Annotated in this window: 30 protein-coding genes; 27 read left to right on the top strand and 3 right to left on the bottom strand. The window is 58.0% G+C overall.

Features of this window, described 5'->3' with window-relative positions:
- Positions 1–151 precede the first annotated feature (151 nt).
- The 16 genes from BLS87_RS31825 to BLS87_RS31750 all read left to right on the top strand — a co-directional run bounded on the left by BLS87_RS31825 (position 152) and on the right by BLS87_RS31750 (position 11434).
- A complete protein-coding gene (locus BLS87_RS31825; RefSeq protein ID WP_074759050.1) occupies positions 152–373 on the top strand; it encodes a DUF7940 domain-containing protein in 222 nt (73 codons plus the stop codon).
- 43 nt (positions 374–416) lie between these two features.
- Complete coding sequence (locus BLS87_RS34015) at positions 417–704, top strand: hypothetical protein (RefSeq protein WP_143024533.1); 288 nt, start codon at positions 417–419, stop codon at positions 702–704.
- A gap of 81 nt (positions 705–785) precedes the next feature.
- Positions 786–1241, top strand: a complete 456-nt coding sequence (locus BLS87_RS31820; protein ID WP_074759048.1) for a hypothetical protein — start codon at positions 786–788, stop codon at positions 1239–1241.
- Between the two features lie 36 nt (positions 1242–1277).
- Complete coding sequence (locus tag BLS87_RS31815) at positions 1278–1901, top strand: putative metallopeptidase (protein WP_074759047.1); 624 nt, start codon at positions 1278–1280, stop codon at positions 1899–1901.
- Between the two features lie 31 nt (positions 1902–1932).
- Positions 1933–2409, top strand: coding sequence for a DUF2280 domain-containing protein (locus tag BLS87_RS31810; protein WP_074759045.1), 477 nt, complete (start codon positions 1933–1935; stop codon positions 2407–2409).
- Complete coding sequence (locus tag BLS87_RS31805; protein WP_074759043.1) at positions 2381–3682, top strand: terminase large subunit domain-containing protein; 1302 nt, start codon at positions 2381–2383, stop codon at positions 3680–3682. The genes BLS87_RS31810 and BLS87_RS31805 overlap by 29 nt, the downstream gene beginning before the upstream one ends.
- Complete coding sequence (locus tag BLS87_RS31800; protein WP_074759041.1) at positions 3682–5148, top strand: DUF4055 domain-containing protein; 1467 nt, start codon at positions 3682–3684, stop codon at positions 5146–5148. The genes BLS87_RS31805 and BLS87_RS31800 overlap by 1 nt, the downstream gene beginning before the upstream one ends.
- On the top strand, positions 5123–6211 hold the full coding sequence (locus BLS87_RS31795; RefSeq protein ID WP_074759039.1) for a minor capsid protein: 1089 nt from the start codon (positions 5123–5125) through the stop codon (positions 6209–6211). Before BLS87_RS31800 ends, BLS87_RS31795 begins: the two co-directional genes overlap by 26 nt.
- A gap of 77 nt (positions 6212–6288) precedes the next feature.
- Positions 6289–7140, top strand: coding sequence for an HNH endonuclease (locus BLS87_RS35430; RefSeq protein WP_083370815.1), 852 nt, complete (start codon positions 6289–6291; stop codon positions 7138–7140).
- 448 nt (positions 7141–7588) lie between these two features.
- Positions 7589–8299 carry a hypothetical protein gene (locus BLS87_RS31780; protein WP_074759033.1) on the top strand — a complete coding sequence of 237 codons (711 nt, stop codon included), beginning with the start codon at positions 7589–7591 and terminating at the stop codon, positions 8297–8299.
- Between the two features lie 10 nt (positions 8300–8309).
- Positions 8310–9278, top strand: a complete 969-nt coding sequence (locus BLS87_RS31775; RefSeq protein WP_074759031.1) for a major capsid protein — start codon at positions 8310–8312, stop codon at positions 9276–9278.
- A gap of 51 nt (positions 9279–9329) precedes the next feature.
- Complete coding sequence (locus BLS87_RS31770; protein WP_074759029.1) at positions 9330–9644, top strand: HeH/LEM domain-containing protein; 315 nt, start codon at positions 9330–9332, stop codon at positions 9642–9644.
- Positions 9645–9647: 3 nt separating this feature from the next.
- Positions 9648–10151 carry a DnaT-like ssDNA-binding protein gene (locus BLS87_RS31765; protein WP_074759027.1) on the top strand — a complete coding sequence of 168 codons (504 nt, stop codon included), beginning with the start codon at positions 9648–9650 and terminating at the stop codon, positions 10149–10151.
- 34 nt (positions 10152–10185) lie between these two features.
- Positions 10186–10383 (top strand): hypothetical protein, encoded by a 198-nt coding sequence (locus BLS87_RS31760; protein ID WP_074759025.1) that lies wholly within the window; start codon positions 10186–10188, stop codon positions 10381–10383.
- Between the two features lie 29 nt (positions 10384–10412).
- On the top strand, positions 10413–10781 hold the full coding sequence (locus BLS87_RS31755) for a hypothetical protein (protein WP_074759023.1): 369 nt from the start codon (positions 10413–10415) through the stop codon (positions 10779–10781).
- Positions 10778–11434, top strand: a complete 657-nt coding sequence (locus BLS87_RS31750; RefSeq protein ID WP_074759021.1) for a hypothetical protein — start codon at positions 10778–10780, stop codon at positions 11432–11434. Before BLS87_RS31755 ends, BLS87_RS31750 begins: the two co-directional genes overlap by 4 nt.
- On the opposite strand, the gene BLS87_RS34510 is transcribed toward BLS87_RS31750, so the two are convergent.
- Both BLS87_RS34510 and BLS87_RS35425 read right to left on the bottom strand, forming a co-directional pair.
- Entirely contained in the window at positions 11431–11766 is a 336-nt protein-coding gene (locus BLS87_RS34510) for a helix-turn-helix domain-containing protein (protein WP_208605235.1), read from the bottom strand. The two genes, BLS87_RS31750 and BLS87_RS34510, sit on opposite strands and share 4 nt — an antisense overlap.
- Entirely contained in the window at positions 11690–11977 is a 288-nt protein-coding gene (locus BLS87_RS35425; RefSeq protein ID WP_208605234.1) for an NUMOD4 domain-containing protein, read from the bottom strand. Before BLS87_RS35425 ends, BLS87_RS34510 begins: the two co-directional genes overlap by 77 nt.
- Before the next feature lie 108 nt (positions 11978–12085).
- On the opposite strand from BLS87_RS35425, the gene BLS87_RS31740 reads away from it, so the two are divergent.
- The 8 genes from BLS87_RS31740 to BLS87_RS31705 all read left to right on the top strand — a co-directional run bounded on the left by BLS87_RS31740 (position 12086) and on the right by BLS87_RS31705 (position 18969).
- On the top strand, positions 12086–12496 hold the full coding sequence (locus tag BLS87_RS31740; protein WP_074759019.1) for a phage tail terminator-like protein: 411 nt from the start codon (positions 12086–12088) through the stop codon (positions 12494–12496).
- A 71-nt stretch (positions 12497–12567) separates the two neighbouring features.
- On the top strand, positions 12568–13215 hold the full coding sequence (locus BLS87_RS31735; protein WP_074759017.1) for a phage tail protein: 648 nt from the start codon (positions 12568–12570) through the stop codon (positions 13213–13215).
- A 9-nt stretch (positions 13216–13224) separates the two neighbouring features.
- A complete protein-coding gene (locus BLS87_RS31730) occupies positions 13225–13614 on the top strand; it encodes a phage tail assembly chaperone (RefSeq protein WP_074759015.1) in 390 nt (129 codons plus the stop codon).
- Positions 13615–13619: 5 nt separating this feature from the next.
- Positions 13620–13922: a DUF1799 domain-containing protein gene (locus tag BLS87_RS31725; RefSeq protein WP_244165933.1), complete on the top strand. Its 303-nt coding sequence runs from the start codon at positions 13620–13622 to the stop codon at positions 13920–13922.
- A gap of 10 nt (positions 13923–13932) precedes the next feature.
- Complete coding sequence (locus BLS87_RS31720; RefSeq protein WP_074759013.1) at positions 13933–17154, top strand: phage tail tape measure protein; 3222 nt, start codon at positions 13933–13935, stop codon at positions 17152–17154.
- A complete protein-coding gene (locus BLS87_RS31715; RefSeq protein WP_244165932.1) occupies positions 17154–17489 on the top strand; it encodes a phage tail protein in 336 nt (111 codons plus the stop codon). Before BLS87_RS31720 ends, BLS87_RS31715 begins: the two co-directional genes overlap by 1 nt.
- A gap of 8 nt (positions 17490–17497) precedes the next feature.
- Positions 17498–18196 carry a phage minor tail protein L gene (locus tag BLS87_RS31710; protein WP_074759009.1) on the top strand — a complete coding sequence of 233 codons (699 nt, stop codon included), beginning with the start codon at positions 17498–17500 and terminating at the stop codon, positions 18194–18196.
- A complete protein-coding gene (locus BLS87_RS31705; protein WP_208605233.1) occupies positions 18193–18969 on the top strand; it encodes a C40 family peptidase in 777 nt (258 codons plus the stop codon). The genes BLS87_RS31710 and BLS87_RS31705 overlap by 4 nt, the downstream gene beginning before the upstream one ends.
- 15 nt (positions 18970–18984) lie before the next feature.
- On the opposite strand, the gene BLS87_RS31700 is transcribed toward BLS87_RS31705, so the two are convergent.
- Positions 18985–19563 carry a hypothetical protein gene (locus BLS87_RS31700; protein WP_074759007.1) on the bottom strand — a complete coding sequence of 193 codons (579 nt, stop codon included), beginning with the start codon at positions 19561–19563 and terminating at the stop codon, positions 18985–18987.
- Positions 19564–19739: 176 nt separating this feature from the next.
- On the opposite strand from BLS87_RS31700, the gene BLS87_RS31695 reads away from it, so the two are divergent.
- The 3 genes from BLS87_RS31695 (at position 19740) to BLS87_RS31680 (ending at position 24985) form a co-directional block, all read left to right on the top strand.
- The gene (locus BLS87_RS31695) at positions 19740–20225 is read left to right on the top strand and encodes a hypothetical protein (protein ID WP_074759005.1); all 486 of its coding nucleotides are present in this window, start codon (positions 19740–19742) and stop codon (positions 20223–20225) included.
- 58 nt (positions 20226–20283) lie between these two features.
- Positions 20284–20922, top strand: a complete 639-nt coding sequence (locus BLS87_RS31690) for a tail assembly protein (protein ID WP_074759003.1) — start codon at positions 20284–20286, stop codon at positions 20920–20922.
- Between the two features lie 496 nt (positions 20923–21418).
- Positions 21419–24985: a TipJ family phage tail tip protein gene (locus BLS87_RS31680; protein WP_074758999.1), complete on the top strand. Its 3567-nt coding sequence runs from the start codon at positions 21419–21421 to the stop codon at positions 24983–24985.
- Positions 24986–25035: the final 50 nt, after the last annotated feature.

Below are 25035 nucleotides of genomic sequence, written 5' to 3'. Positions count from 1 at the left end.
AAGACAACGGTTTTCCGGTTCACGTCTGCCCCGTCGGCGTGTCCTGAGCCCGAAACCCCAAAGGCCGAATTGCGCCGCGTGACGAAGAGCCGTGACGACTGGAAGCGCTACGCCGAAAGCCTCGAAAAACTCATTCCCTCGGACACAGAACATGGCCCTCATCCCTGAATGGCGGAAAGCCTGGCGAATGACCAGTGTGCAGATCGCCGCGCTTATTGCTGCGGTTAACGCTGCCGCTGTCGCTTGGTCGGTGTTTCAGGGAGCAGTTAACCCGCTGGTGTTCGCCAGCGTGAACATGGCGCTGAGTGTGGCGGTTGCGGTTGCCCGGGTGGTGCAGCAATCGAAGCTGCGCGAACCTCCTGCTAACGAATAATTCGTACCGAACCATCACCTACATACCAAGCCGAGGCTTTCCCATGAAAATTGGACCGCTGAATCTTTTCAATCGCATGCGTGGAAATGGCGGCTCTCGATCTGGAGTGATGGTGGCTTCTCTCCACTGGCGTAACTCGATCACATGGCGCTGGGCTCTTCATTGGCAAGAGACGAACAAGATGATCCCGTCCGGCTTTGGATCGACTCGAACATACAAGTCTGAGCCAGGCTGGAATGGCTCGGCCACCCTGAACCTGCCAGTGCTGGGATACCTCAGGCTGACCATTCAACCTAATAAGTTTCAAGCAGGCTGGAAGGCATACAGCTGACCCGCGCCACAAATTCAGATACGTCCGTTTCGTGGCGCATTTCGCGGGTGCCATAATGGTCTCTCACTAAGGGAGGCTGTCATGGATTACAAAAAGCTAACGCCGCAGGACCTGGACAATACAAGATTCGCCCGCGCAGAGGCAGCGGAGTTGCGATTCAATGCCAAGCAAGCGATCGAGAAGCTGGCAGCAGAATTGACAGACGATGACGGTGCCAAGCTTGGCCTGTCGATTACGCCTTCTTCGGACGGTTTGGACTCGGCAATCGAGTCTCCGTTTGGAGTCGCTCGAGGTAGGTGCCTGATTCGTCTCGGCAATAAAGGCGTTTATGCAAAGTATGTCTTCGAGCGCAAGGACCGTGATGAGTTAGATCGGGACAGGTGGGTCGAGGTCTTCCACTTCAAGATTGACCGTGACAAGCGGATAACCTCTGAAGTGCCGGACGACCAGCCATTTCATGTTGAGCGAAACTACCGGCATCAGTACTTCGTGCTGGCACAGTCGCTCACAGCTGCGCTCGGGCGTGATCTGAACTAAAAAACTCGGTCGCGCCAAATCCATAGCGAGACCCACATGGCGCGACCATTCCCTCCCAAGTCATTCGAAGAGATGTCAGAGCTCAGTATGCTCGGCATCCGCCTTGAGCCGGCACCTGAAGTGTGGGAATGGATACAGACCGAGATCCTCGCTGACACCGGCAGCATCCACAACGAAGACCATGCTCACTTGATTGACGCCGATATCGCGGTCATGTGGGCATCGTCCAGTTTCGAGAAGCAGGGTCGTCGCGTGCTGGGCCAGGCCGAGCAGCTTGCCTTCCGCGCAGGTGGTTGGCAGAAGGCCCGGATGGAACAGCAGATGTTCGATTGGTTCGGCGGTGTGCCGGCCTTCATCATCACGCTGGCTGCGGACTACTGCTCGAACTGCAGCGATACCGAGTTCTGTGCCCTCGTTGAGCACGAGCTCTATCACCTGGCTCAGGCCACTGACAAATACGGTCAGCCTGCATTCACTCAGGACGGCGCGCCCAAGCTGAAGCTGCAAGGCCACGACGTCGAAGAGTTCGTCGGTGTGGTCCGTCGCTATGGTGCGAGCATTGAGGTTCAGGCCATGGTCGACGCTGCAAACAAACCCGCTGAGGTGGGGAAACTGAATATTTCGAGGGCCTGCGGAACCTGTCTGCTCAAGTCGGCCTGAAGTGAGACAGGCATGAGACGGATGGAAATCTATGGCAGCCCTGAAAAGCGATGTGAAAGCCTTCATCGTTCAGGCTTTGGCGTGCTTCGACACTCCCACCCAAGTCTCACAGGCGGTGAAGCAGGAATTCAACGTTGACGTGACCCGTCAGCAGGTTGAACAGCATGACCCGACCAAGCGAGCAGGCGTGAACTTGGCGAAGCGCTGGGTGACGCTGTTCGAGGACACCCGGAAGCGGTTTCGTGAAGAGACAGCAGATATACCGATCGCGAACCGTGCGTTCCGGTTACGAGCCATGAACCGGTTCGTTGAGAAGGCTGAGACGATGAAGAACATTGTCCTCGCCATGCAGATTCTGGAGCAGGCCGCCAAAGAAACCGGCGACATGTACGTCAACCGGCAGAAGAAAGCCGATGCGGACGAGGAGCCAGTTGTTCCAACCGCCGTGTCGGTTCACGTAATTGATGCGAGGAAGCGGGATGCCGAGCCTGAACGTTCCCCAGGCTGACTTCCTCCAGCTACCGCATAAGTTTCGCGGATTCGTTGCAGGGTTCGGTTCGGGAAAGACGTGGGTGGGCTGTGCAGCTCTCTGCAAACACGTATGGGAATGGCCGGGCATCAACTCCGGCTACTTCGCTCCGACCTATCCGCAGATTCGAGACATCTTCTTTCCAACGATTGAGGAAGTGGCTTACGACTGGGGCCTGAAGGTCAGGACCAAGGAAAGCGACAAAGAGGTCGATTTCTACAGCGGGAGACAGTACCGAAGCACGACGATATGTCGTTCGATGGAAAAGCCGCAGACCATTGTCGGTTTCAAGATCGGGCACGCGCTGGTCGATGAGCTTGATGTTCTCCCAGCGCTCAAGGCTCAGCATGCCTGGCGCAAGATCATTGCCCGGATGCGCTACAACGTGCCGGGCCTTAAGAACGGCGTGGACGTGACGACGACGCCTGAGGGCTTCAAGTTCGTCTACCAGCAGTTCATGAAGCAGATCCGGGAGAAACCCGCGCTCGCTTCCATGTACGGCCTGATCCAGGCCAGCACGTTCGATAACGAGCTGAACCTGCCCGACGATTACATCCCATCGCTGATGGAGTCGTACCCGGCTCAATTGATACGCGCTTACCTTAACGGCCAGTTCGTTAACCTGACGTCTGGCTCGATCTACCACGCGTACGACCGAAAGCTGAACCAGTGCTTTGACAAGGTCGAGCCTGGTGAGCCGCTGTTCATCGGGATGGACTTCAACGTCGGCAAGATGGCGGCGATCACCCACGTGAAGCGTGATCAGGGAATGCCGTGCGCCGTTGACGAGCTCATGAACGGCTATGACACGCCGGACATGATCAAGCGCATCAAAGAGCGCTACTGGCGCTACAACGGCAACGACTTCGAAAAGACCTGCGAGATCCGGATCTACCCGGACGCCTCGGGCGACTCGCGCAAGTCGGTGAATGCCAGCCTGACTGACATCGCCATGCTCAAGCAGGCCGGGTTTACGGTGATCGCTCCAGCAGCAAACCCGCCGGTGAAAGACCGGATCAATGCCATGAACGCCATGTTCTGCAACGCGCAGGGCGAGCGCCGCTACAAGGTCAATCCGTTTACCTGCCCGACCTACGCCGATGGCCTTGAACAGCAAATCTGGGCGCCCAACGGCGAGCCGGACAAGACACAAGGCAATGACCACGCGAACGACGCGGGCGGCTACTTCATCCACAAAGACTTCCCGATCATTAAACCGGTCACCACCTTGAATATGGGGTTTGCTCGCTGATGGCCAATGACGTCACATTCACCCGCCCCGAGTACGACGCGGCGAAGAACCGCTGGCGCCTGGTGCGTGACGTCTGCAAAGGCTCCGAAACCATCAAAGCCGCTGGCGAGCTGTATCTGCCAAAGCCAAACGCTCATGACCTTAGCAAAGAGAACGCAGAGCGGTACAAGGGCTACAAGGCTCGCGCCGTCTTCTACAACGCAACGGGTCGGACGAAACACAGCTTGGTCGGTGCGGTGTTCCGCACCTGGCCGACGCTCACCACGCCTGGCGCACTCGAATACGTGTCCAAGGACATCGACGGGCAGGGCGTCAGCATCTACCAGCAGTCTCAATCGGTCATCGGGCATCTGCTCGAAGTTGGTCGTCACGGCCTGCTTGTGGATTACGCAGCGGTCGAGGCTGGCAGCGTCAGCAAGGCCGATGAGATCGCGGGTCGCGCCCGGGCGAACGTCAGCAGCTACCCGGCCGAGGCCATTCGCAACTGGAAAACCCGTCAGGTCGGCGGTCAGCACCTGCTGAGCCTGGTGGTTCTGCGTGAGACGGTCGACGTGGACACAGACGATGGTTTCGGCAGCGAACAGGAAATTCAGTACCGTGTGCTGAGGCTTGACGCCGCCGGCATCTACACGCAAGAGGTCTGGCAGGAAGGATCGGCAGTCACTGAGATGATCGTGCCGCCGTTCACCCCGCTCAACGGCTCCGGCCAGCAGTGGAAGGTGATCCCGTTCCAGTTCCTTGGCAGCGAGAACAACGACACCAGCATCGACGACTCACCGCTGTACGACATGGCCGAGGTCAACATCGGCCATTACCGGAACAGCGCCGATTATGAAGACGCGGCGTTTCTGATGGGGCAGCCGCAAGTGTTCATGGCCGGGCTCGATGAGCAGTGGGTCAAGATGCTGGAAGAGAAGGGCATCTATTTCGGCTCCCGCGCGATCCTGCCGCTGCCGGCAAATGGTTCGGCTGGCATCCTGCAGGCTCAGGCCAACACGATGATCAAAGAGGCCATGGACGCCAAGGAAGAGCAGTTGGTCTCCTTGGGGGCCCGGTTGATCGAGCGCGGCAGCGCGGTGAAGACCGCAACGCAGGCAGACAATGACAGCGCCGCCGAACATAGCGTGCTTTCTCTGGTGGTCAGCAACGTCAGCGAGGCTTACACCCAGTGCCTGGCATGGATGGCTGAGTTCACCGATGCCACTGGCAAGGCCGAGTACAAGCTGAATCAGGACTTCACGCAGATCAGCCTGGACGCGAACATCATGGCCGCGCTGTTCAACGCCGTGCAGGGCGGTCGCCTGCCGGTGACCGACTTCTGGCAGTACCTGCGCGATCGCGGAATCATCAATCCGGAGAAAACGGACGATCAGGTTCGCGACGAGCTGGAAACGGACTCGGCGGGACTGGGCCTGGACGACGAGACAGGGGTAACCGGCAATGGCGGCCAACCAAGCAATCCTTGACGCCACCATCCGGCACGCGGTCTTCCTGGAGCAGCTGAAGTCGGGCGAGGTGAAGAAGTTCGCCCCGTTTCTGAAGGAAATTGATCGCAGTCTTCGCGATCGGCTGACCAAGGCGGATCTGACCGACTACACCGCGGTGCGTCTTGAGCGCCTGCTGAAGGAAGTCGACAGCCTGCTGCTGGGCATCTTCGACCGGTTTACCGATCAGCTGAATCTCGACCTGGTGGATATCGCCAACTACGAGGCGCAGTTCGAGGCAACAAGCCTGACGCGCGCAGCACCGCCAAGCATCACGTTCGACGCCGCCTTGCCAGGCTCTGCTGCGATCAGGGCGGCAATCCTCACCAACCCGCTCAGCGTGCGCGGGGCGGACGGCGGAAAGCTGCTCGACCCGTTCATCCAAGGCTTCACTTCAACTGAACGGCAACGCCTCACAGGTGCGATCAGGCAGGGCTTCTTCGAAGGCCAGACCAACTTCCAGATCATCAAGAACATCCGCGGGACCAAGGCGCTCAACTTCAACGACGGCATCTTGGCTACAACCAACCGCAATGCCGGTTCAGTCGTACACACAGCAGTCCAGCACGTCGCCACCCAGGCGCGAATGGAGACGCTGAAGGAAAACAGCGATGTCGTTCAGTCGGTTGAGTGGGTCAGTACGCTGGATTCAAAGACGACTGCCCAGTGCCGAACGCTGGATGGCCGGCGCTTCAAGCTGATCGAAGGGCCACGGCCGCCTATTCACATCAACTGCCGATCAACTGTGGTGGCGATCACGCGATTCAGCGCGCTGCTTTCGAAAGACGGCACGCGCGCCTCAGTCGGTGACAGTGGGCCGCAGCAGGTGAGGGCGGACCTCAGTTATTACGACTGGCTCACCCAGCAGCCAGCTGCATTTCAGGACAAGGCCATCGGTCCCGTGCGAGCAAAGCTGCTCCGCGATGGCGGCCTCACCGTCGAACGGTTCTCCGAAATGCAGCTCGACCGCAACTTTATGCCGCTGACCCTTGCGGAGATGATCAGACTGGAGCCCTTGGCATTCGCCAAAGCAGGTCTTGACTGATGTAGAATGAACGAAGCCCGACGGTGCGCTAACACCAGTCGGGCTTCTAACCAAGCCAACCTGGATGAGAGGTCAATATGGCTGAGGCGATTCTACGTGCGTGCCCTGTTTGCAGCAAACAGTTAACGGCGAAGCAGCTCTCCAAAAACCCTAACAAAGTCGTCTGCTCCATGGGGTGCGCATTAGCATTGCGGACGAAGAAAGCGGCCGAGCGCAACATGCGTAGTTGCGCAGGTTGCGGGGCCAGCTACTCACTGAAGCCGAATTCGAAGTATTGCTCTAGGGCCTGCATGGCCAGGTCGCTTCGACCGGGGAACATGCAATGCCCTGGATGTGGAATCTCTTTCACTCCGGTAAGGATTCATTCGCGGAACGGTCGTTACTGCACTGCTTACAGCGCGGCGTTTGTGCCTTTTTGCATGAGCGATTGTGAGGGGAAGCGAGCAGTTCAAGCGGGAATCTCATGCAAGTGGTGCGAAGCCCTTTTCACGCCAATACGCTGGGACAATGCATCTCATGGGTTCTACATATCATCAACCAAAACAACATGCAGCGATGAGTGCAGCCATAAAGCTTATCCCTATACCGATGAACGCCGGAAGGCCCAGTCTGAAAGGTATTCGCTCGGCGGACATCCCAACTGGCAAGGCGGCTCCCATAAAGCTGGGTTTCGTGGACACGACTGGCTTGCCATAGCCGAGAGCGTGCGAGAAAAGGCTGGCAGGTGCTGCGAGCGATGCGCCAAGTCAGAGGCTGACAATGGCAGGCGCTTGGATGTGAATCACAAGACACCCTTCCATCAGTCGAAGAACAAGTTGCAAGCGAACAAGCTTTCAAACCTTGAGGCCTTGTGCCGTTCATGCCATCAAAAGACGGATTGGATATGGCGCAGGGATAATGCTGTCCAGTTCTCTTTATCGTTTCGGTAAGGCTTAATTCGGGCGGCTAACCGAGCGCCTGCAAGTCTTACAGCCCAATTAACTGATGTGAGTCAAGGCTATGAATTCTGGGTTCGGATGGAAAGATGCAAGCGAGCAACCTCCATTTGTTGCGGGGGATATATGCCGAAGATTTATGGTTGCTATATATGAAGGGCGCGACGAGAACGATAAGGATGATTGGAGTATTTTCCGGGTAGATTGGGACGCAGAGAAAGGATTTCACAACGTGCGCCCAGACGACGATAGCCTAATAAACTATCGACTTCGAAACGGCATGGATCGCTGGATCGAGATCGTACCGCCAAGCCAGCTTCAGATCGAAGCCTAGTCGGCGTAAAGCCAGGTAACACCAAATCAACTTCACAAGCCTCGTCACTGACGGGGCTTTTTCATATCTGCGGGCCGGGCCTGCAAATCGTCTCTGGGAGACAAGCAAATGGGTTTGAAATATCAGCTGGACACTCTTGATGGTCTCGATGACTCCGTTAAATCGCTCTACACCGAGAAGGAAGGCAAGTTTGTCCTCGGTATTGAAGGCCTGCCGCAACAGGAAGACGTTTCCGGCCTGAAATCCAAGGTCGAAGAGCTGCTCGGCGAGAAGAAAGCTGCCGAGAAGGCCCGCAAGGATGCCGAAGAGGCAGCACGCCTGGAGCGTGAAGAAGCCGCGCGCAAGTCCGGCAACGTCGAAGAGCTCGAAAAGTCCTGGTCGGAAAAATACAACCGCCGCGAAGCTGAGCTGAACGGATTGCTCGAACAGGAGCGTGGCAGCCTTGGCAGTCAGATCAGGGATCTGACCGTGGGCCGCACCGCGACCGACATCGCAGCAGCATTGGCCATCCCAGGCAGCGCCAAGGCGTTGCTTCCCCATATCGAACGCCGCCTGAGCGTTGAACTGCGTGACGGTAAACCAACCGTCGTGGTTCTCGATCAGGCGGGCAAGCTCTCGGCGGCAACGCTGGATGAGCTTAAAGCAGAATTCACCAACGACACGGCGTTCGCGCCGCTGATCGCTGGCAGTAAGGCATCGGGCGGCGGGGCTGCTGGTGCTGGGAATGGCGGCGGGGCCGCAAAAGGAAACATCGGCGGCACTAAAACGGAACGCACTGCGGCAATCGCCAGCAGGTTCCCGGACCTCCCTCTCAATTAAGGAATAACCCATGTCCCTGTCTCAAATGCAGGTCTTCAACGATTACGTCATGCCGGCGACTCTGGAGACCCTGGATCAAATGCTCGCGGCGTTCAACGCTGCCAGCAACGGCGCGATCGTGCTGTCTCCGGATGGCTTCACTGGCGACTTCCTGCAAGAGTCGTTCTTCCAGAACCTCGGCGCAGCCCAGCGTCGCGTGAACCGTTACGCCGCCCAGGCTGCTGTAACTCCGGTCGACCTGACCGAGCTGCAGAACACCACCGTGAAGGTGGCCGGTGGTTTCGGCCCGGTTCGCTACGAGCCATCCCAGATGACCTGGCTGCAGCGTCCGACCGCTCAAGGTATTGAAGTGGCGTCGCGCGCGTTCGCTGAAATCCTGCTCAAGGATCAGCTGAACACCGCCATCGCCGCGCTGGTTGCTGCGATCACTGCGCAGGCCGCCGCAGTCAACGACGTGTCGGCAACTGCTGGCATCACCCAAGCGGGCCTGAACAGCTCGCACGCCAAGTTCGGCGACGCCAGTCAGAACCTGGTTGCTCAGGTCATGACCGGCAGCACCTGGCATAAGCTGGTCGGCCAGAACCTGGCCAACGCCCAGAACTTGTTCCTGGCCGGCAACGTTCGTGTCGTGGACATCCTCGGTAAGACCTCCGTGGTCACCGATGCTCCGGCGCTTTCCCAGACCGGCACGCCGAACAAGGAAATCATCCTCAGCCTGGCCTCCGGCGCAGCGTTGGTTCATGACAGCCGCGACATCATCTCGAACGTCGATACCAACAACGGTCAGACCCGTATCGAGACCACCATCCAGGTCGATTACACCTTCGGCCTCGGCCTGAAGGGCTACACCTGGGACACCGCGAACGGCGGCAAGTCGCCTTCCAGCGCGGCGCTGGCCACCGGCACCAACTGGGACAAAACTGCCACCAGCATCAAGGACACCGCTGGTGTTGCCCTGATCGGTGACGCTTCCAAGTAACCCTTTGATGTCTAAGCCGGGACGTGTGCCCGGCTTGGCGGAGATGCAATCATGAGCGAGAACAACGTCTGGTATCTGCCAGGTCCATTCCACCGTTACGAGGGCGACGTGAAGGCGCAGGCCAAGAAGGCTGGTCTGATCATCGTTGATGCTAACGTTACGGACAGCCGTGACGGTGCTGCTGAAAAGACGCCCACTGCCAAGCTGAAGCCGGAATGGTCGGCCAAGTCTGAAAAGACCGGTCCTGAAACCGATCCGAAGAAAATGAACGTTGAAGACCTGCGCGCTTGGCTGACGTCCAAGGGCATCGAGTATGATGCCAATGCACTGAAGCCGGACCTTCAAGCCCTCATCCCAGCGGAATAACCCATGACACTCATCGTCGAGGACGGCACCGGAAAGCCTGATGCCGAAAGCTACGCGAGCGCTGCCGATCTGGTCATCTACGCCGGAAAGTTCGGCGTGACGATCCCGGCAGACGAGCCGGCGCAGGAAGCATTGCTGCGCCGGGCCGCCTTGGCGATGGATGGCATGACGTGGAAGGGCAGGAAGACTTCGAGTGATCAGGCTCTGGCCTGGCCTCGACGTGGTGTCGAGCTAGATTGCGAGATCAAGCCCGACAACTACCTGCCAGCCCGCATAGAATACGGGCAGATGGCTTTGGCGGCTGAGATCCACGCGGATGACATCGACCCACCGGAAAGGCGTAAGGGCGCGATCACCGTGGATCGGGTCGAAGGGGCAGTAACCCGGGAATACGCCGTGATCCCCAGTAATAGTTCGCGGCTGCTGCCAGCAGCTCCGGATCGGCCGAGTGCAACGCAGTTTGCTGACTATCTTCTGAAACGTGGGTTGTTCGCTGTGCGGGCCTGATGGTAGGTTTTGGGCTCATTCAAAGGAGAGCCCTATGTCGCAAGAGAAAGGAAAGTCCCAGCTTGAGTTAGAGGCGTGGGATCGCTATGCCGCCGCGGCCATTGCAGGAATATCCAGCAGAGGCCCGGCGGACGCTATCGACGTGGCAGGCGAAGCCGCGCATTACGCTAACGCCATGCTGGAAGAGCGACGGGTGTTATGGCCAAAGTTGCTACGGCAAAACGAAAGCTGATCATAATCTACGGCTAAATCGGAGCCACCATGGCCTTCTACGACGAGATGGCCGTGATGGCCCTTGAGCTGATCACCGAGTTCGGTCAGCCGGTAACATTCCGCGACACGGTCAAGGGTGTATACGACCCCGGCACCGGCAAGACCGGCCCGGACACAGTCACCGAGCGGACCGCCCAAGGCATCCTGCTCGACTTCACCGGCCAAGAATTCCAGACCAACAGCCTGATCAAGGTCGGCGATAAGAAATTGAAGATCGCCGCGAGCGGGCTTACCGCGCCGCCAACGCTGCTGAGCAAGGCGGTGATCCAGGGTAAGACCTGGTCAATCATCCCGCCCCTGAAAGAAATCAATCCAGCCGGTACTCCGCTGCTCTACGAGCTGCAGGTGCGGTCATGAGCCGCGCGGGAGCCGGGCAGTCCGGAAGCTTCGCGCTGAGCCTGGCCCAGTTCGCTGAGCAGGCCAAGGAAGCAATCGACGCTAGCCTGCGAGAGATCGTGATCGAACTCGGCAGCAGCGTGATTCGCATGTCACCAGTGGGTAACCCTGAGATCTGGGCAGCCAACGTGGCGCATCGAGCAAAGAACAAGGCTGAGGCCGATGCCTACGACGAGCACGTCGAAGTACGCAACGTCATCACCTCGCTGACGCCGAGCAACTTCACCCGCAACGGCAACCTGAAGCGCGGCGTGAAGTACGCCAAGCCGCTGACCAAAGCCGAGCGAGTGCAGAATTTCAACGTGAACGGCCTCGTTTCCGGCAAGGATTACATCGGCGGCCGGTTTCGTGGCAACTGGATGTTCAGCATCGGCTCGCCGGATAACACCACGACGGAGGAGGTCGACCCGAGCGGCCGCAAATCCACCGCGCGCATCGTCGACGGCGCGATTGAGTTCAGGGCAGGCGACACGGCCTACATCACCAACTCGCTGCCTTACGCCATACCTTTGGAATTTGGTCACAGCAGTCAGTCACCCAACGGAATGGTCAGGGTGACTGTTGCAAGATTTCAGCAATTGGTGCTTGAAGCAATAGAGCGGAACAAGCTTTAGGCCACATGCTTCCAACGCTGTCTGTTGACTATCTTCGTAATGGCCTTGCGCCCGACGCCGAACAACTCGGCAATATCTTTGTGATAGCGGCCTGATGCGGCCATAGCGCGGATTTCAATAATTGCTGCCTCGGTCAGCACAGCGCTGCCGATCGCCTCGCCACGAGCTGACTCGTATAGATCGGTCGCTAGCGCATGAATGCAGTTGGCCGAACCGTTACACCATTCGAGGTTAGTGGCTGAATTGTTTTCCTTGTTACCGTCGAGGTGATTGACCTGGGTATGCCCGCCGACGTTTCTCGACGAACGCCGCCGCGACAAGGCGGTGCACATAAAACTTCGTCATCTTTTGGGCGATGTAGAGGTGGACTGCGCAATACCCCTGACTGTTGCGCGAGAATGCTTTGATCTTTGCCGGGATGATGCGTCCTTTGCTGGTTCCCCAGCGATTTCCGACGATCCTCTCAATAGAGCGTATTCGGCCAAACGATGAAACATCGTAATAGCCCTCGAAGTTCGGAATTGGCTTCCAGATTTCTTCCATTGCAGTCTCCATCACAGAGTAATCACTTGAGGAGTGCAGCAGGCCGGTGATTAATCGGCTTTTCGGGGGCGACCCTAGCTGCACGGACCCATTCTAAAGGGCTGGCAAATGTCTCACCAACTAATTCGCCGCATCTACGAGCAGCGGCTTTCGGCTTGGGCAGCATCGCGTGGCTTGCGGATCGCCTATCAGGGCGTTGCATTCGACCCTGGTGATGACGAGACCTACCTGCGCGCCTTCACGCTGCCCGCCGGCACAGGCACCCAGACGCTGGAAGGAACGGACCGGGTTTACACAGGCGTTTTCCAGATCAGCATCGTTTCTCCGGCGGGCAACGGCACCGGCGATGCGGAAGGGCTGGTAGATGACCTCGACGAGCTATTTCCGACATTCCTGAGACTCAAGCAGGGCGACTTCGAAGTGATGGTGCTGACGCCTGTTGAACCCGGGCCAGCCATCGTCGATGACACCACACTCACCGTATCGGCTTCGTTTCAGTACCGGGCCGACCGAGCTTAACCCGCCCATTGGGCAAACCCTGAACCCCGCCAAGTGCGGGGTTTTTCATTTCTGCAAAGAGGAAAAATCCCATGGGCTACAAACTCCCGAACGGCGGCTACTACCAGGTTGCGGCGACTTACGACGCTGTACTGCTGTTCTCGGCACTGTCGAACGCCACTGAAGCTGTGGCTACCGTCACCGGTGCGTCCCTTGCGGTGGGCGACATCGTTCTGCTCAGCTCCGGCTGGAGCAAGCTGGACAACAAAGTGGTGCGCGTGAAGGCCGCTACGGCAACTGCGATCACGCTGGAAGGCATCGATACCAGCGACGTGATTCTGTTCCCCGCCGGCGGCGGTGTCGGCAGCATGAAAAAGATCCTCACGTGGGTTCAAGTGCCTCAAGTGTCTGACCTGGCTTTCTCGGGCGGCGATCAGAACTATCTGGACGTGGTTTTCCTCGAGGACGACCAGGGCAAGCAGGTTCCCACCGACAAGTCAGCAGCCAGCATGACGCTGACCATCGCTGATGACCCATCCAAGGCGTTCAACGCTGTTCTGCTCAAGGCCGACGCCGGTAAGCAAGTGCAAGCAGCGCGGCTGGTCCTGCCCGGCACCGACCAACTGCTCTACGGCGCGTTCATCTCTTTCTCCAAGCAGCCGGCGGTATCGCGCAACAACCTGCTGACCCGTACCGTCAGCCTCGCCCTGCAATCCGAACCAACCCGCTACCTGTCGTAAGGAATTCGCATGGCCAAGTTCAAGATTGCCCAGAACCCCACGTTCAAGGCGGATGTGGACATTCCTCGCGTCGGAGGCACCTTCAACAAGGTGTCGTTTGAATTCAAATACCGCGACCGAAAGGAATTGGCCAAGCTGTTCGCGGGCTGGCAGCAATCTGCCAAGGACTATCAGGACCGCCTGAAAGAGAAGGGCGATGACATCACCCTCGTGGATGTCACTGACGCTGATATTGAGCATCAGATTCTGCAGGTCAGCGATCTTGTGGTTGGCTGGGGGTTCGACGACAAGTTCACGCCTGAAGCTATCCGCGCCTTGGTTGAAACCTCGGCCGGCGCAGCCGATGCGATCGTTAAGGCGTATCAGAACGCGTTCGCCGCAGCCCGCCTGGGAAACTGAAAGAGGTGTCGCAGGCGCTGTACGAGCCTGTGGCACCGCCCAATCAGCTCGCCCAATTCGGCATATCGGCAGCAGACCTCGACGAGACAGTGGAGGTTCTGCCTGACAACTGGCCAGCCTTTGTCGTCATGGAGGCATTGGGCACCCAGTGGCGCGTCGGTATGGCTGGGCGCACAGGTCTCGATTACTCAGCCGTCCCGGCGATCATGGCCCTCATCGGCATCCCCAAGAAAAACAGAAGCCAGGTCTTCCAGGACGTTCGCGTCATGGAGGCTGAGGCGTTGCTCGTCATGAGCGAATCGAAATAGCGGAGCACTCATGTCTGGAACCATCGCGCAACTTGGCATTGAGGTCGAGTCCGGTGAGGCAGTGCAAGCCGCCACGGATTTGGACAAGCTCACACAGGCTGGGGTAAAGGCCGAGAAGGCTGCCGATGACGTGTCTGCGGGCTTCGATAAGGCAGCAGCAGCCGCAGCTAAGCTGGCGGCAGCAGAAGCTAAAGCAGCAGAAGAAACAGACAAGGCCAAGGCGCGGCTCTTGGAAACCGCCAAGGCCTCGCTTGAGGCGAGCGAGTATTACCAGCGCCTTACCACCAGTGTGACGAATACCGCTGGCTCTATGGATAAAGCCGGGGCGTCAGTCACTGACTTCGCGGCAATTCAAAGAAACCTCAACACGCTGACCCCTACAATCGATCAGCAAACTGAGGCGACCAAGCGTGCTGCTGCAGCGACGGGTGTTCAGACCGAAGGCCTGGATAAGCTGCTCAACAAGCTGAGCCCTGCTCGCGCCGCGACTGCGAACTACAACAAGGATCTCGAAACGCTCTCCAAAGCCTACAAGGCGGGGGAGATCGACATCGACAAATACACCGCTGCGGTTGGAACAATCAACGGCAAGCTAAAAGCACTAAACGGCGAAGGGACCGTATTCGACAAGCTCAACCTTGGCACTCGCCAGGCGCAAGAGAACGTTAGCCAGCTGGCAAATGCTATCTCTGCTGGTGACCTCAACAGCGGCGCCAGGGCAATTGCCCAGATTGGCGCTGGTGCCGGAGCATCTGCCGTACAACTGGGCAAGCTGCTGTTGCCTTCTGCTGCTCTGGCGACCGTGCTGGGGGCTGTAGCGTTCGCATTTGTGGATGCAGAGCGGGAGGCTTCCGCCTTCAATAAGTCAATCTTCGCTGGCGGCAATGCGGTCGGCGTTTCTGCGCAGCAGCTGCAAGAGATTGCAAAGCAGGCAGGTATTCTGACCCATAACTTCGCTGGCGCGCGTGATGCCGCGATCGCTTTGGCTGCGAGCGGCAAGGTTACGGGAAGCGAGCTCGCAAACCTGACCGAAGCCGCATCGGCAATTGCCTCGTTCACCGGTGCCGGCGCGACAGAGGTAGCCAGAGGTCTTGCAGGGATTGGCTCATCTGCATCAGAGGCAGCGGTAAAAATCAGCGAACAGTACGGCCTGATCACATCAGAGCAGTACCTTGCAATCAAGGCCATCGAGGATGAAGGAGAGGCCCAGAAAGCTCTCGATCTCCTAAGTGCCGATCTGAATCAAAACGCTCAGCAGCGCCTGAAAGAATATCGCGCGTCTCTGTCAGACATTGAGCTCGGCTGGGATGACATCAAGAACAGCATAACGAATGCCTATGCTGCGGTAAGGTCGGAGGTTTTTCCCGATCTCGGTAAGCAGATCGAGATCATTCAGCGCGTTTTGGACACCAGAAAAGCGGGAGGAGTGGCGGGTGCGTTGTCGAACGGCCTCAGCACACTCAACAGCGCATTGGGGCTTGGCACCGGTGACGATGACGACTCAACTGCAGCACTTGAGAAGAAGCTGGCAGGTCTGAAGGCGCGTCAAGCATCAAGCCAGGCTCTGGCGGCAACCACAGGTGAGACTGTCAATGCCAACAAAGATCTGATCGCAGTTCAAAAGGATCTGGATCGGCAGCTCGACAATGTGAGCCCGCTTTCGAAGCGTGAAGCCGCAATCAAGAAGCTGAACGCGCAGTTCACCGAGCTTTACGAGAAGTCGGCGAAAACCGGGCAGAAGTCGCCGCTGCTTGACGGGGTAGATTTTGACGGAAAGTCTTTTTCTGGTGGCGCCTACAAAACCCTCCTTGACGGCATCAACACGAACATAAAGGACCCGAAGGGGCCGGCCAATCAGCTGGACCTGACAGGCTTCAACGACGCTCAGAATCAACTGAAGTCGGTAACGGGTTACTACCAGAACATCGAGAAGGAGCTCGAAGCGGCCCAGAAAGCTGGCCTGGTATCGGCCGAGTCCTACAGCAGCCAGCGCATCGCGATCGTTGAGCAGGAAAAGGGCGATGTAACCGTTGCCTACGACGCAGAGATCGCCGCGCTTCAGACGCTCCGGGACAAGTCTTCGACCACTGCGCAGCAGCGCATTCAGATCGATCAGAAGATCGCTGACGCAAAAGCAGAGTCCCTCAAAGCCCAGGAAGGTTACGACTCTCGCTTGCAGGCGCTCGCCACCGAGGAAGACGGGCGGGTCAAGAAGCAGACGTACAACATCGCCCAGTATGTCCAGGCACTGGGTCAGCAGCAAAAGGCTTTGGAGCTTGCAGGGCAGCGTGCTGTCTTGGGCGTTGGCCGTGGTGATCGCCAGAACGCGCTCAACGCCGAGCTGAATGCCCAGCAGGACCGCTTCGCCCAGCAGGCGCTGGATTTGGAAAATCAGCGCTCTGACCCTTCCCGCAAGATGTCGACCGAGGAGTTCGAGCAGAAATCCCAAGCACTGGCCGATGCCAATAAAAAGGCAACCGACCAGATCCAGCAGAACTACGCCGATGTGCAGGCTGCTCAGGGTGACTGGACCAATGGGGCTGCATCCGCTTGGGAAAACTACCTCGACAGCGCAAAGGACGTGGCCGGGCAAACTAAAACGTTGTTCACGAATGCCTTTTCCAACATGGAAGATGCAGTGGCGAACTTCGCTGTAACCGGCAAGCTGTCGTTCAGTGACTTCACCAAATCGGTGATCTCTGATCTGGCTCGCATCGCTACGCGGCAGGCTACCTCGGGGGTTCTCAGCACTCTGTTCGGTATCGGTGCCTCAGCCGCAGGGTCTTATGCTGGTGGCTCTTCGGCGGGTTCCGGGGCAAGTTCGGGTTTCGACTACAGCCTTGGCTCATCATCCTCTGGGCTCACCTACGGTGGTGGCCGCGCAGCCGGCGGCGATGTGGCGCCTAACTCGTTGTACCAGGTGAACGAGGTCGGTCCTGAGTTATTCAATCAGGGCGGCAAGTCCTATCTGATGACTGGCGCAAATGGTGGCAGCGTAACTCCGCTGGGTTCTGGAGCCGGCCCTGTCGCTGCCGGCAGTGCTGGCGGAAGCCCAAACGTCTACATAAGCATCGCCAGTGATGGCTCGTCGCAGGTCAGCTCGGATACATCGGGCCTTGAAGCCTTCGGCAAGCAGATCGGCGATATCGCCGCGCAGAAGTACCGCGAGCTCGAGGCGAAGTCGCTTTCGTCACAGGGCAATATCCGGCAAGCCATTAACGGGAGGCGATGATGGCTGAAACATTCACCTGGACGCCGGATGCCAAACCGACCGGCAAATATTCCAACCGAACTAAGTCGGCAAGGTTTGGCGATGGATACGAGCAGGTGGTCGCGGACGGGATAAACAACGAGTCCCAGTCGTGGCCGCTGACGTTCACCAGCAGCAAGGCGCGGGCCGATCAGATCATGGCGTTCCTGAGAGCAAGGAAGGGCTACCAGTCGTTCAGCTGGAAGCCCCCGTTCGGCGAGCAGGCGCTCTTTCGCTGCACTGAGTACACCGCCACCGACTTGGGCGGCGGCCAATGGGCTGTCTCAGCCACCTTCGACCAGTCATTCCAACCCTGAGGTAACCCATGGGCATTAATGCCGACATCCAGACGCTGGAGCCGGGAGAGCGCGTGGAGCTTTTCGAGCTTGATGCCACATCGGTTGGCGCTGAGCTTTATCGGTTCCATGGCTACAGCAAACTTGGATCGATCTGGTGGCAGGGCTTGGAGTACTCGCCTTGGCCAATCCAAGCGACAGGCTTTGAGATCACAGCAGACGCCCAGCAGCCAAACCCATCGTTGCTGGTTGGCAACGTCACCGGTTTCATAAGCGCGCTGTGTCTTGGGTTCGAGGACTTGGTCGGAGCGAAGCTGACACGACGTCGGACCTTGGGCCGCTACCTCGATGCGGTGAACTTCCCGAGCGGCAATGCCGAAGCGGATCCGGACGAAGAGTTTTCGCCTGACGTTTGGTACATCGAACAGAAACTGGGCGAGGACAAAACGAAAGTTGAGTTCTCCCTGGCATCGCCGATCAACCTCAATAACAAGCAGCTGCCGGCGCGTCAGATCGTCGCCAATTGCTGCCAGTGGTTGTCGATTGGTGGTTACCGCGGGCCTTATTGTGGCTACACCGGCGGGCCGGTGGCCACCGAAGACGACATTATCACCACCGACGCGGCCAGCGATATGTGCAGTGGGACGCTAAAAGGCTGCAAATTTCGGTTCGGCCAGAACGGGCAACTGCGCTTTGGTTCGTTCCCGTCGGCTGGGAGGATCGGATGAAGATTACAAAATCATCGCTTGATCAGATCCAGCAGCAGGCGATTCAGTGCTATCCGGCTGAGGCTTGCGGGCTGATCATCAGAGAAGGGCGAGCGCAGGTTTACGTGCCGTGCACGAACGTGGCCACAACTCCCGGTGAGCACTTTCGGCTCGCTCCCGCAGAGTATGCCGCCGCCGAAGATCGCGGCACGGTTTTGGCGGTTGTGCACAGTCATCCGGACTACTCGCCGCAACCCAGCGAAGCAGACCGGGTAGCGTGCGAAGCCAGTGGCTTGCCATGGCACATCATCGAAGTGCGCAAGGGCGACGATGGTGCTGTCACGGCCGGGGAGTTGTTCAGTTTCGCTCCCACAGGTTACCAGGCGCCTTTGATTGGTAGGTCGTTCCATCATGGCTCGCTCGACTGCTATCAGATGATTGTCGACTACTACCAGCGCGAGCTTGGCATCGCGCTCAAGCAGTACGGGCGTGAGGATGACTGGTGGAGCAACGGCGGGAACCTGTACATGGAGAACTACGCCGATGCGGGGTTTTCGCCTGTGAATGACCTGCAGCAGGGCGACGTGATCATCATGCAGGTACGAGCGCCGGTCCCGAATCACGCGGGCATCTATCTGGCCGACGGCATCCTAAAGACCGAGCCCGAGCATTACCCAGCGCCGGGGTCGCTTCTCCACCACCTGTATGGCCGAGATGGGCGCCGCGACATCTACGGCGCCTTCTGGGCTGAATCCACACGCCTGATCCTCAGGCACAAAGACGCGAAACAGTGAGCGTCTGACATCCAGCTATGCGAGATCTTTTGCTGGATTGATCGGATCGACGCTGCATAGGAAATTATGAAGCCATGAAACAAGCGATCGATGGTCCTGAGCTGATTGAGCACGCTGGTAAGTCGTTATCAGATATTGCGGCTCTTTTCCTCGGAAGGCGAATTCCCGATATGTCCATGCCACATTATGAAGAAGTGCATCCGCCAACCCCGGATGAGGCGAGCAGTGTTCACTCGTCCAACCAACCCACTGATCATAAATGCCCAAAATCGATGCTTCATCCCGAGCGACAGCAGGGTCACGGGGTGTGAATTCCAGATATGTGTGATACGCGCCTTCTATGTCGCCCGCAATGCATCCCAGCGTCATGAACGAGCCGTCAGGTTTATTCATTGCGATAAGCAGGTCCCTAAGGCCGTTCTCGTCCGTGGCCTCATGGATGACGTCAATTAGCTCAGGGTTTGCGACGAGATCAATGCCGCCGTTGTTCCTGTCGCCATTGACTGAGACCTCAGCTGTTCTAAAAGGCCAAATTGCATAGCTAGATGAATCGACCTCTTTTGTGATGGCTGTCGCCAAGGTTTTTTCGATCACATCGACCTCCTAGGTCACATTACCCCGGTCCATGGGCTTGCAGGCAACGGACCGAGGCGATTCGTTGGAGGCGCAACCCTACAACGCCTCCACGCGTCGCTGTTACTGAGGATTCGTACAGCTTGAGCTTCTTGTGATGCTAGGATGATGGCTCATTCATGCGAAGGAGCGTACAGATGCTGAAGTACAGCGAAATATCGGCCAGATATGCAGAATATCGCCGAGAGCAAAACGAGTATTGGGATCATCTTCAAAAAGCTGCATACCAGTTACTTCATGACCTTGGCACTGCGCTCGAGTTGCCATCCAAGACGTGGAAAAACGCAGAGGGTTCTGTCTCAGGCTACGTCGACATCGGACTGTTAGAAGGAGGTGTGTTCAAACGCGTGCACCCGATGGAGTTCAAAGGTAATGATCTACAATACGACTTCACCATTCGCATGACTTTGGAGGAGGGGCCGGACGACCTTTCAAAGGCCTTCTACTTTCAAAATATAAGCATGAAAGCTGCTGCTGATCGGATTATCGTGACCGTCAAAGGTGCCCGTCGTGATCAAGACGTAGACGTTTCAAAAAGCATAAGCGATGGGCAATTCCATGCTGTTGTGGAACTCATAGCAGCCAGGCTGTTTGACGCCCTTTCACTCAAACTGCCTGAGTAGCCGCTAATTTCAAAACAAGCCCGGCCCCGCGCCGGGTTTTTTATGCCCGGAGAAACCCATGACCTCGATCAACTACGCACCCAATGAGCGCCTGCGCACCATTCGGCTCTATGGCGCGCTCGGCGCTCGGTTCGGACGCGTGCACACCTTGGCAGTGAATAGCGTTGCCGAGGCCTGCCGGGCATTGGGCATCCTTTTTCCCGGCTTCGACCAGTTCATGGCTGAATCGAAGGACAAAGGCATGGCCTTCGCTGTGTTCCATGGAAAGCGCAACATCAGCAAGGATGAACTCGGCGATCCACCGGGCCGCGCCGAGATCCGTATTGCGCCGGTGATTCAAGGCAGTAAGCGCGCTGGAACTCTGCAAACAGTAGTCGGCGTGGTGCTGATCGCTGTGGCGAGCTATTTCACGGCCGGTGCCGCGTCTGGCGCCTCAGCAAGCCTGTTTGGCGGCGGGGTATGGGGCGTAGTTGGGGCTGTCGGTATTTCGTTAGCGCTGGGTGGTGTCGCCCAAATGATTGCTGGCACCCCCAAAGGTTTGGGCTCTGAGGATCAAGCCGACAACAAGCCCAGCTACGGCTTCAATGGTCCGGTCAATACCCAAGCTCAAGGGAATCCAGTCCCGTTGGGATACGGGCGAATGATCGTGGGTAGCGCGGTCGTCAGCGCTGGAATCTACGCAGAAGACCAGTCCTGATCCACAGTGATAGGATCGCGGTCTAAAAAGCCAAAGGTGCCCCTATGAAGCGTCTAGGATTGACCGTTTTCTTCATTGGCATGCTGTCCGCATGCTCCACCTCTCCAATAACACCAGGCCAAGGTGACCCAGTTCCTCCAAGCAGGCTGCACTCCTTGAAGAGTCAAGGCGGCTCAACTCTAGTCGTGACCCGTGATTCCGGGATGTTTGGGTCAGGTTGCAACTATAGGCTTTACGTTGATAACGACCTTGCCGCCGAATTTGCGTCCGGCGAAGTTGCGACATTCAGCATCGCTCCCGGCAAACACATACTGGGGCTAAGAGCCAGTTCTGCCTGCGGAGGTGGAGCTCTAAAAGAGTCTGAACTCGAAATCAAAGCAGGTGAAACAGCTCGGCGTCGAATTTCACTGGACTCTGGCGGTTATTACCTGAGTCCAACCAGCTACTAAAAAACGAACCCGCTCCGGCGGGTTTTTTTATGCCCGGAGAAAAGTGCATGGGTTCGTTCCAAGAGATCGGCGGCTCGAAAGGTGGCGGGGATAGCCAGAAATCAGCAACCGAGACGCCAGACAGCCTGATCAGCATCGCCTATGCAAAAGTCCTGGACGCGATCAGCGAGGGTCCGATTCTCGGCTTGGCCAACGGCAACCAGTCGATTTTCCTGAACAACACGCCTTTGGCCAATGCCGACGGCAGCTTGAACTTCACCGGCGTGACCGTGGGCACCCGCACTGGCGAAGCTGATCAGGACTACCTCCCAGGCTTCCCCTCGGTTGAAAGCGAAACCGGTGTGGGCGTCGAGTTGAAGTTTTCGGCGCCATGGGTGCAGACGATGAGCAATACCGAGTTGTCGGCCGTCCGCGTTCGCCTGTCCGTTCCGTATCTGGCCTACACCGATGACAAGGGCAATATCAATGGTTTTCAGGTCGCTTATGCGATCGATATCGCCACCGATACCGGGCCTTATGTTGAGGTCATCAATACGTCGTTCAACGGCAAGACCACCAAAACTTATGAACGCAGCCACCGTATCGATCTGCCGGCGTCCACAACGGGCTGGCGCGTGCGCGTCCGCCGACTGACGCCTGACTCGACCACATCGAACATCCAGAGCACGACCAACATCTCGTCTTACACCGAGATCATCGACGCAAAGCTGCGCTACCCGTACACCGCAATGGTCGGCATCACTGTCGACGCTTCTCAGCTCTCCAGCATTCCATCCAGGGCGTTCGACTGCAAGTTGCGCATTGTCCGCGTGCCGTCCAACTACTTTCCGGACACACGCGCCTACGTGGGCACATGGGACGGCACGTTCAAGCTGGCGTGGACCGATAACCCGGCTTGGATTTACTACGACCTGATCCTCAACGACCGGTATGGCCTTGGCCAACTGATCACCGCGGCTCAAGTGGACAAGTGGGGCCTGTACCAGATCGCTGGCTATTGCGACGAGATGGTCGCCGACGGAAAAGGCGGTCTGGAGCCGCGATTCACCTGCAACTTGTATCTGCAAACCCGAGCCGATGCTCTCCAGGTGCTACAGGATCTAGCCAGCATTTTTCGCGGGATGGCTTACTGGGCGGCTGGGTCGGTTGTGGCCTCTGCCGATATGCCAACCGATCCGGTCTACACCTACACTAATGCCAACGTTATCGATGGCCTGTTCACTTACGTCGGCAGTGCGCGCAGCACACGCTTTTCGGTAGCGCTGGTAAGCTGGAACGACCCGACCAACTTCTATGAGAAGAAAGTCGAGTACGTCAGCGATCAAAAGGCGCTGGCGCGTTACGGCGTGCAGCAGACTGAGCTTTCGGCGTTTGGGTGCACCTCGCAGGGCCAGGCTCAACGCCTTGGTCATTACACGCTGCTGACCAACCTGCTGGAAAACGAGACTGTCAGCTTTTCGGCTGGTCTTGATGGCACCATCGCGCGTCCTGGCCAGATCATCCGCATTGCCGATGCTAACCGGGCAGGGCGGCGGATTGGTGGGCGTATAAGGGCTGCAACAGCGCGGACAATCACCTTAGATGCGGACGCTATTGTTGCCGTCGGCGATTCCGTGACCGTGATTCTGCCGACCGGCGTGGCTCAGACAAAGACCGTAACCGGCTACGCAAATCGCGTGGTCACGGTAGGCACGTCGTGGACGGCTATCCCTGTCGCCCAGTCAGTGTTCGCGATCGAGAGCCTGACCCTCGCCGCGCAGACCTACCGCGTCCTGTCAGTCGCCGAGAACTTCAGCGACACCGACATGAAGTACGACATCACCGCGGTGAAGCATGTGGCGGGCAAATACGCTGCCATCGATAACGGCGCCCAGATCGTCCAGTTGCCGGTAACAGTCATCCCGCCCGGAGTACAGCCACCACCAACCAATATCCGGCTTTCCTCGTTCAGCGCGATCGAGCAGGGCGCGGCGGTCACCACGATGCGCGTTGAGTGGGATGCACCGGCTAATGCTGTTTCCTACGATGTGTGGTGGCGCCGAAACAGCAACGATTGGGTTTATGCGGGCCGGACTTATGCGGCAAGCATTGAAGTCGTCGGTATTTACGCTGGCACCTACCTGGTGCGAGTGGCGGCTCTCAACTCGCTAAATGCTGCTTCGATCTGGGGCTACAGCGAGTCCACCCTGCTCAACGGCAAAGAAGGCCTGCCACCGGCGGTAACCTCGCTGACCGCGCTGCCACTGATCTTCGGCATTCACCTGAAATGGACTTTTCCACCAGGTGCGGACGACACCCAGCGCACGGAAATCTGGTACGGGCCGACGACTGATCTTTCGGCCGCGATGAAGCTCAGCGACCTGGCCTACCCGCAGTCCGAGTACAACATGCAGGGCCTGCTGGCGGGCGTGACGTTCTTCTTCTGGGCGCGGCTGGTCGACAGGACCGGAAACATCGGGCCGTGGTATCCGGCTGGTATCGGCGTGATGGGGCAGAGCAGTTCGGAAGGTGCCCCAATCCTAGACATGATCAGAGGGCAGATCGAGGACACAGATCTTGGTCAGGAGCTTCAGGACAAGATCAACAAGATCGACGACCTGCAGGACCAGATAGACGCGCTGGACGGGCTGAAAGCCTACGACCCTGATCAGACCTACTCAAAAGGTCAGATGATCGTCGTGGACGGCAGGATCTTCCAGGCGCAACAAAACGTGCCGCTGAACACGCCGCCACCGAATGCCGCGTACTGGGAGGATGTGGGCGACCTGCTGGAAACGGCAAACGGCCTGGCTGAACAGGTTGCGACGAACACGACCGACATCACCGAGCTGGATGGCGTTGTCACTGCGCAGGCCTCAAGCCTGCAAGCGTTGCGGGCATCCGCTCGGGATGACAACGGGGAGGGCGAACTGGCGGATGCGCTGAAGGGCTGGAGCAGTACTGCGAGCATCGTCACCGAATCGACCGTCAGAGCCACGCAGAATCAGGCAATCGCGCAGACGGTCACTCAGCTGAACGCGACTGTCGGCGAGAACTCCGCGCAGGTCAGTGATCTGCGTCAGGTTGTGGCGGACAACAAGCAGGCCACGGCCACAGCGTTGCAACAGGTTGGCGTCAAGGTTGACGGCAACACCGCTGACATACAGACGCAGTCCCAAGCCATCGTCGATATCAACGGCAAGGTTTCGACATCATGGTCGGTAAAGATGCAGGTCACTGCGGACGGGCAATATGTGGCGGCCGGCATTGGCCTTGGTGTTGAGAACGGGCCTGCAGGTCTGCAAAGCCAGTTCCTGGTATCGGCTGATCGGTTTGCGGTGGTTAACACGATTGCCGGAGGCGCGATTTCCGTGCCGTTCGCTGTTCAGGGCGGTCAGGTCTTCATAAACCAGGCGTTTATCCAGGATGGCACCATCACCAACGCCAAGATCGGCAGCTACATCAGCTCGACGAATTACATTGCCGGTCAGCAGGGATGGATCCTGAACAAGGATGGCACGCTGGAAATAAACGGCGTCATTCCAGGACAGGGCCGGCTGGTAATCAATGCGCAGAACGTTTCTGTATTTGATGCGAATGGCGTGCTGCGTGTTCGCCTTGGATATCTGGGGTGATTCATGGCTTATGGGATGCGGGTATGGGACGCTTCGGGAAACCTGCGCAT

The sequence above is a fragment of the Pseudomonas abietaniphila genome (assembly GCF_900100795.1).
GTDB lineage: Bacteria > Pseudomonadota > Gammaproteobacteria > Pseudomonadales > Pseudomonadaceae > Aquipseudomonas > Aquipseudomonas abietaniphila.
This window is presented reverse-complemented; position numbering and strand designations above follow the sequence as displayed.

Excerpts from the sequence above, each read along its gene's own strand:
- BLS87_RS31825 (WP_074759050.1), top strand. The coding sequence starts at position 152 with ATGGCCCTCATCCCTGAATGGCGGAAAGCCTGGCGAATGACCAGTGTG.
- BLS87_RS34015 (WP_143024533.1), top strand. The coding sequence starts at position 417 with ATGAAAATTGGACCGCTGAATCTTTTCAATCGCATGCGTGGAAATGGC.
- BLS87_RS31820 (WP_074759048.1), top strand. The coding sequence starts at position 786 with ATGGATTACAAAAAGCTAACGCCGCAGGACCTGGACAATACAAGATTC.
- BLS87_RS31815 (WP_074759047.1), top strand. The coding sequence starts at position 1,278 with ATGGCGCGACCATTCCCTCCCAAGTCATTCGAAGAGATGTCAGAGCTC.
- BLS87_RS31810 (WP_074759045.1), top strand. The coding sequence starts at position 1,933 with ATGGCAGCCCTGAAAAGCGATGTGAAAGCCTTCATCGTTCAGGCTTTG.
- BLS87_RS31805 (WP_074759043.1), top strand. The coding sequence starts at position 2,381 with ATGCCGAGCCTGAACGTTCCCCAGGCTGACTTCCTCCAGCTACCGCAT.
- BLS87_RS31800 (WP_074759041.1), top strand. The coding sequence starts at position 3,682 with ATGGCCAATGACGTCACATTCACCCGCCCCGAGTACGACGCGGCGAAG.
- BLS87_RS31795 (WP_074759039.1), top strand. The coding sequence starts at position 5,123 with ATGGCGGCCAACCAAGCAATCCTTGACGCCACCATCCGGCACGCGGTC.
- BLS87_RS35430 (WP_083370815.1), top strand. The coding sequence starts at position 6,289 with ATGGCTGAGGCGATTCTACGTGCGTGCCCTGTTTGCAGCAAACAGTTA.
- BLS87_RS31780 (WP_074759033.1), top strand. The coding sequence starts at position 7,589 with ATGGGTTTGAAATATCAGCTGGACACTCTTGATGGTCTCGATGACTCC.
- BLS87_RS31775 (WP_074759031.1), top strand. The coding sequence starts at position 8,310 with ATGTCCCTGTCTCAAATGCAGGTCTTCAACGATTACGTCATGCCGGCG.
- BLS87_RS31770 (WP_074759029.1), top strand. The coding sequence starts at position 9,330 with ATGAGCGAGAACAACGTCTGGTATCTGCCAGGTCCATTCCACCGTTAC.
- BLS87_RS31765 (WP_074759027.1), top strand. The coding sequence starts at position 9,648 with ATGACACTCATCGTCGAGGACGGCACCGGAAAGCCTGATGCCGAAAGC.
- BLS87_RS31760 (WP_074759025.1), top strand. The coding sequence starts at position 10,186 with ATGTCGCAAGAGAAAGGAAAGTCCCAGCTTGAGTTAGAGGCGTGGGAT.
- BLS87_RS31755 (WP_074759023.1), top strand. The coding sequence starts at position 10,413 with ATGGCCTTCTACGACGAGATGGCCGTGATGGCCCTTGAGCTGATCACC.
- BLS87_RS31750 (WP_074759021.1), top strand. The coding sequence starts at position 10,778 with ATGAGCCGCGCGGGAGCCGGGCAGTCCGGAAGCTTCGCGCTGAGCCTG.
- BLS87_RS34510 (WP_208605235.1), bottom strand. The coding sequence starts at position 11,766 with ATGTGCACCGCCTTGTCGCGGCGGCGTTCGTCGAGAAACGTCGGCGGG.
- BLS87_RS35425 (WP_208605234.1), bottom strand. The coding sequence starts at position 11,977 with ATGGAAGAAATCTGGAAGCCAATTCCGAACTTCGAGGGCTATTACGAT.
- BLS87_RS31740 (WP_074759019.1), top strand. The coding sequence starts at position 12,086 with ATGTCTCACCAACTAATTCGCCGCATCTACGAGCAGCGGCTTTCGGCT.
- BLS87_RS31735 (WP_074759017.1), top strand. The coding sequence starts at position 12,568 with ATGGGCTACAAACTCCCGAACGGCGGCTACTACCAGGTTGCGGCGACT.
- BLS87_RS31730 (WP_074759015.1), top strand. The coding sequence starts at position 13,225 with ATGGCCAAGTTCAAGATTGCCCAGAACCCCACGTTCAAGGCGGATGTG.
- BLS87_RS31720 (WP_074759013.1), top strand. The coding sequence starts at position 13,933 with ATGTCTGGAACCATCGCGCAACTTGGCATTGAGGTCGAGTCCGGTGAG.
- BLS87_RS31715 (WP_244165932.1), top strand. The coding sequence starts at position 17,154 with ATGGCTGAAACATTCACCTGGACGCCGGATGCCAAACCGACCGGCAAA.
- BLS87_RS31710 (WP_074759009.1), top strand. The coding sequence starts at position 17,498 with ATGGGCATTAATGCCGACATCCAGACGCTGGAGCCGGGAGAGCGCGTG.
- BLS87_RS31705 (WP_208605233.1), top strand. The coding sequence starts at position 18,193 with ATGAAGATTACAAAATCATCGCTTGATCAGATCCAGCAGCAGGCGATT.
- BLS87_RS31695 (WP_074759005.1), top strand. The coding sequence starts at position 19,740 with ATGCTGAAGTACAGCGAAATATCGGCCAGATATGCAGAATATCGCCGA.
- BLS87_RS31690 (WP_074759003.1), top strand. The coding sequence starts at position 20,284 with ATGACCTCGATCAACTACGCACCCAATGAGCGCCTGCGCACCATTCGG.
- BLS87_RS31680 (WP_074758999.1), top strand. The coding sequence starts at position 21,419 with ATGGGTTCGTTCCAAGAGATCGGCGGCTCGAAAGGTGGCGGGGATAGC.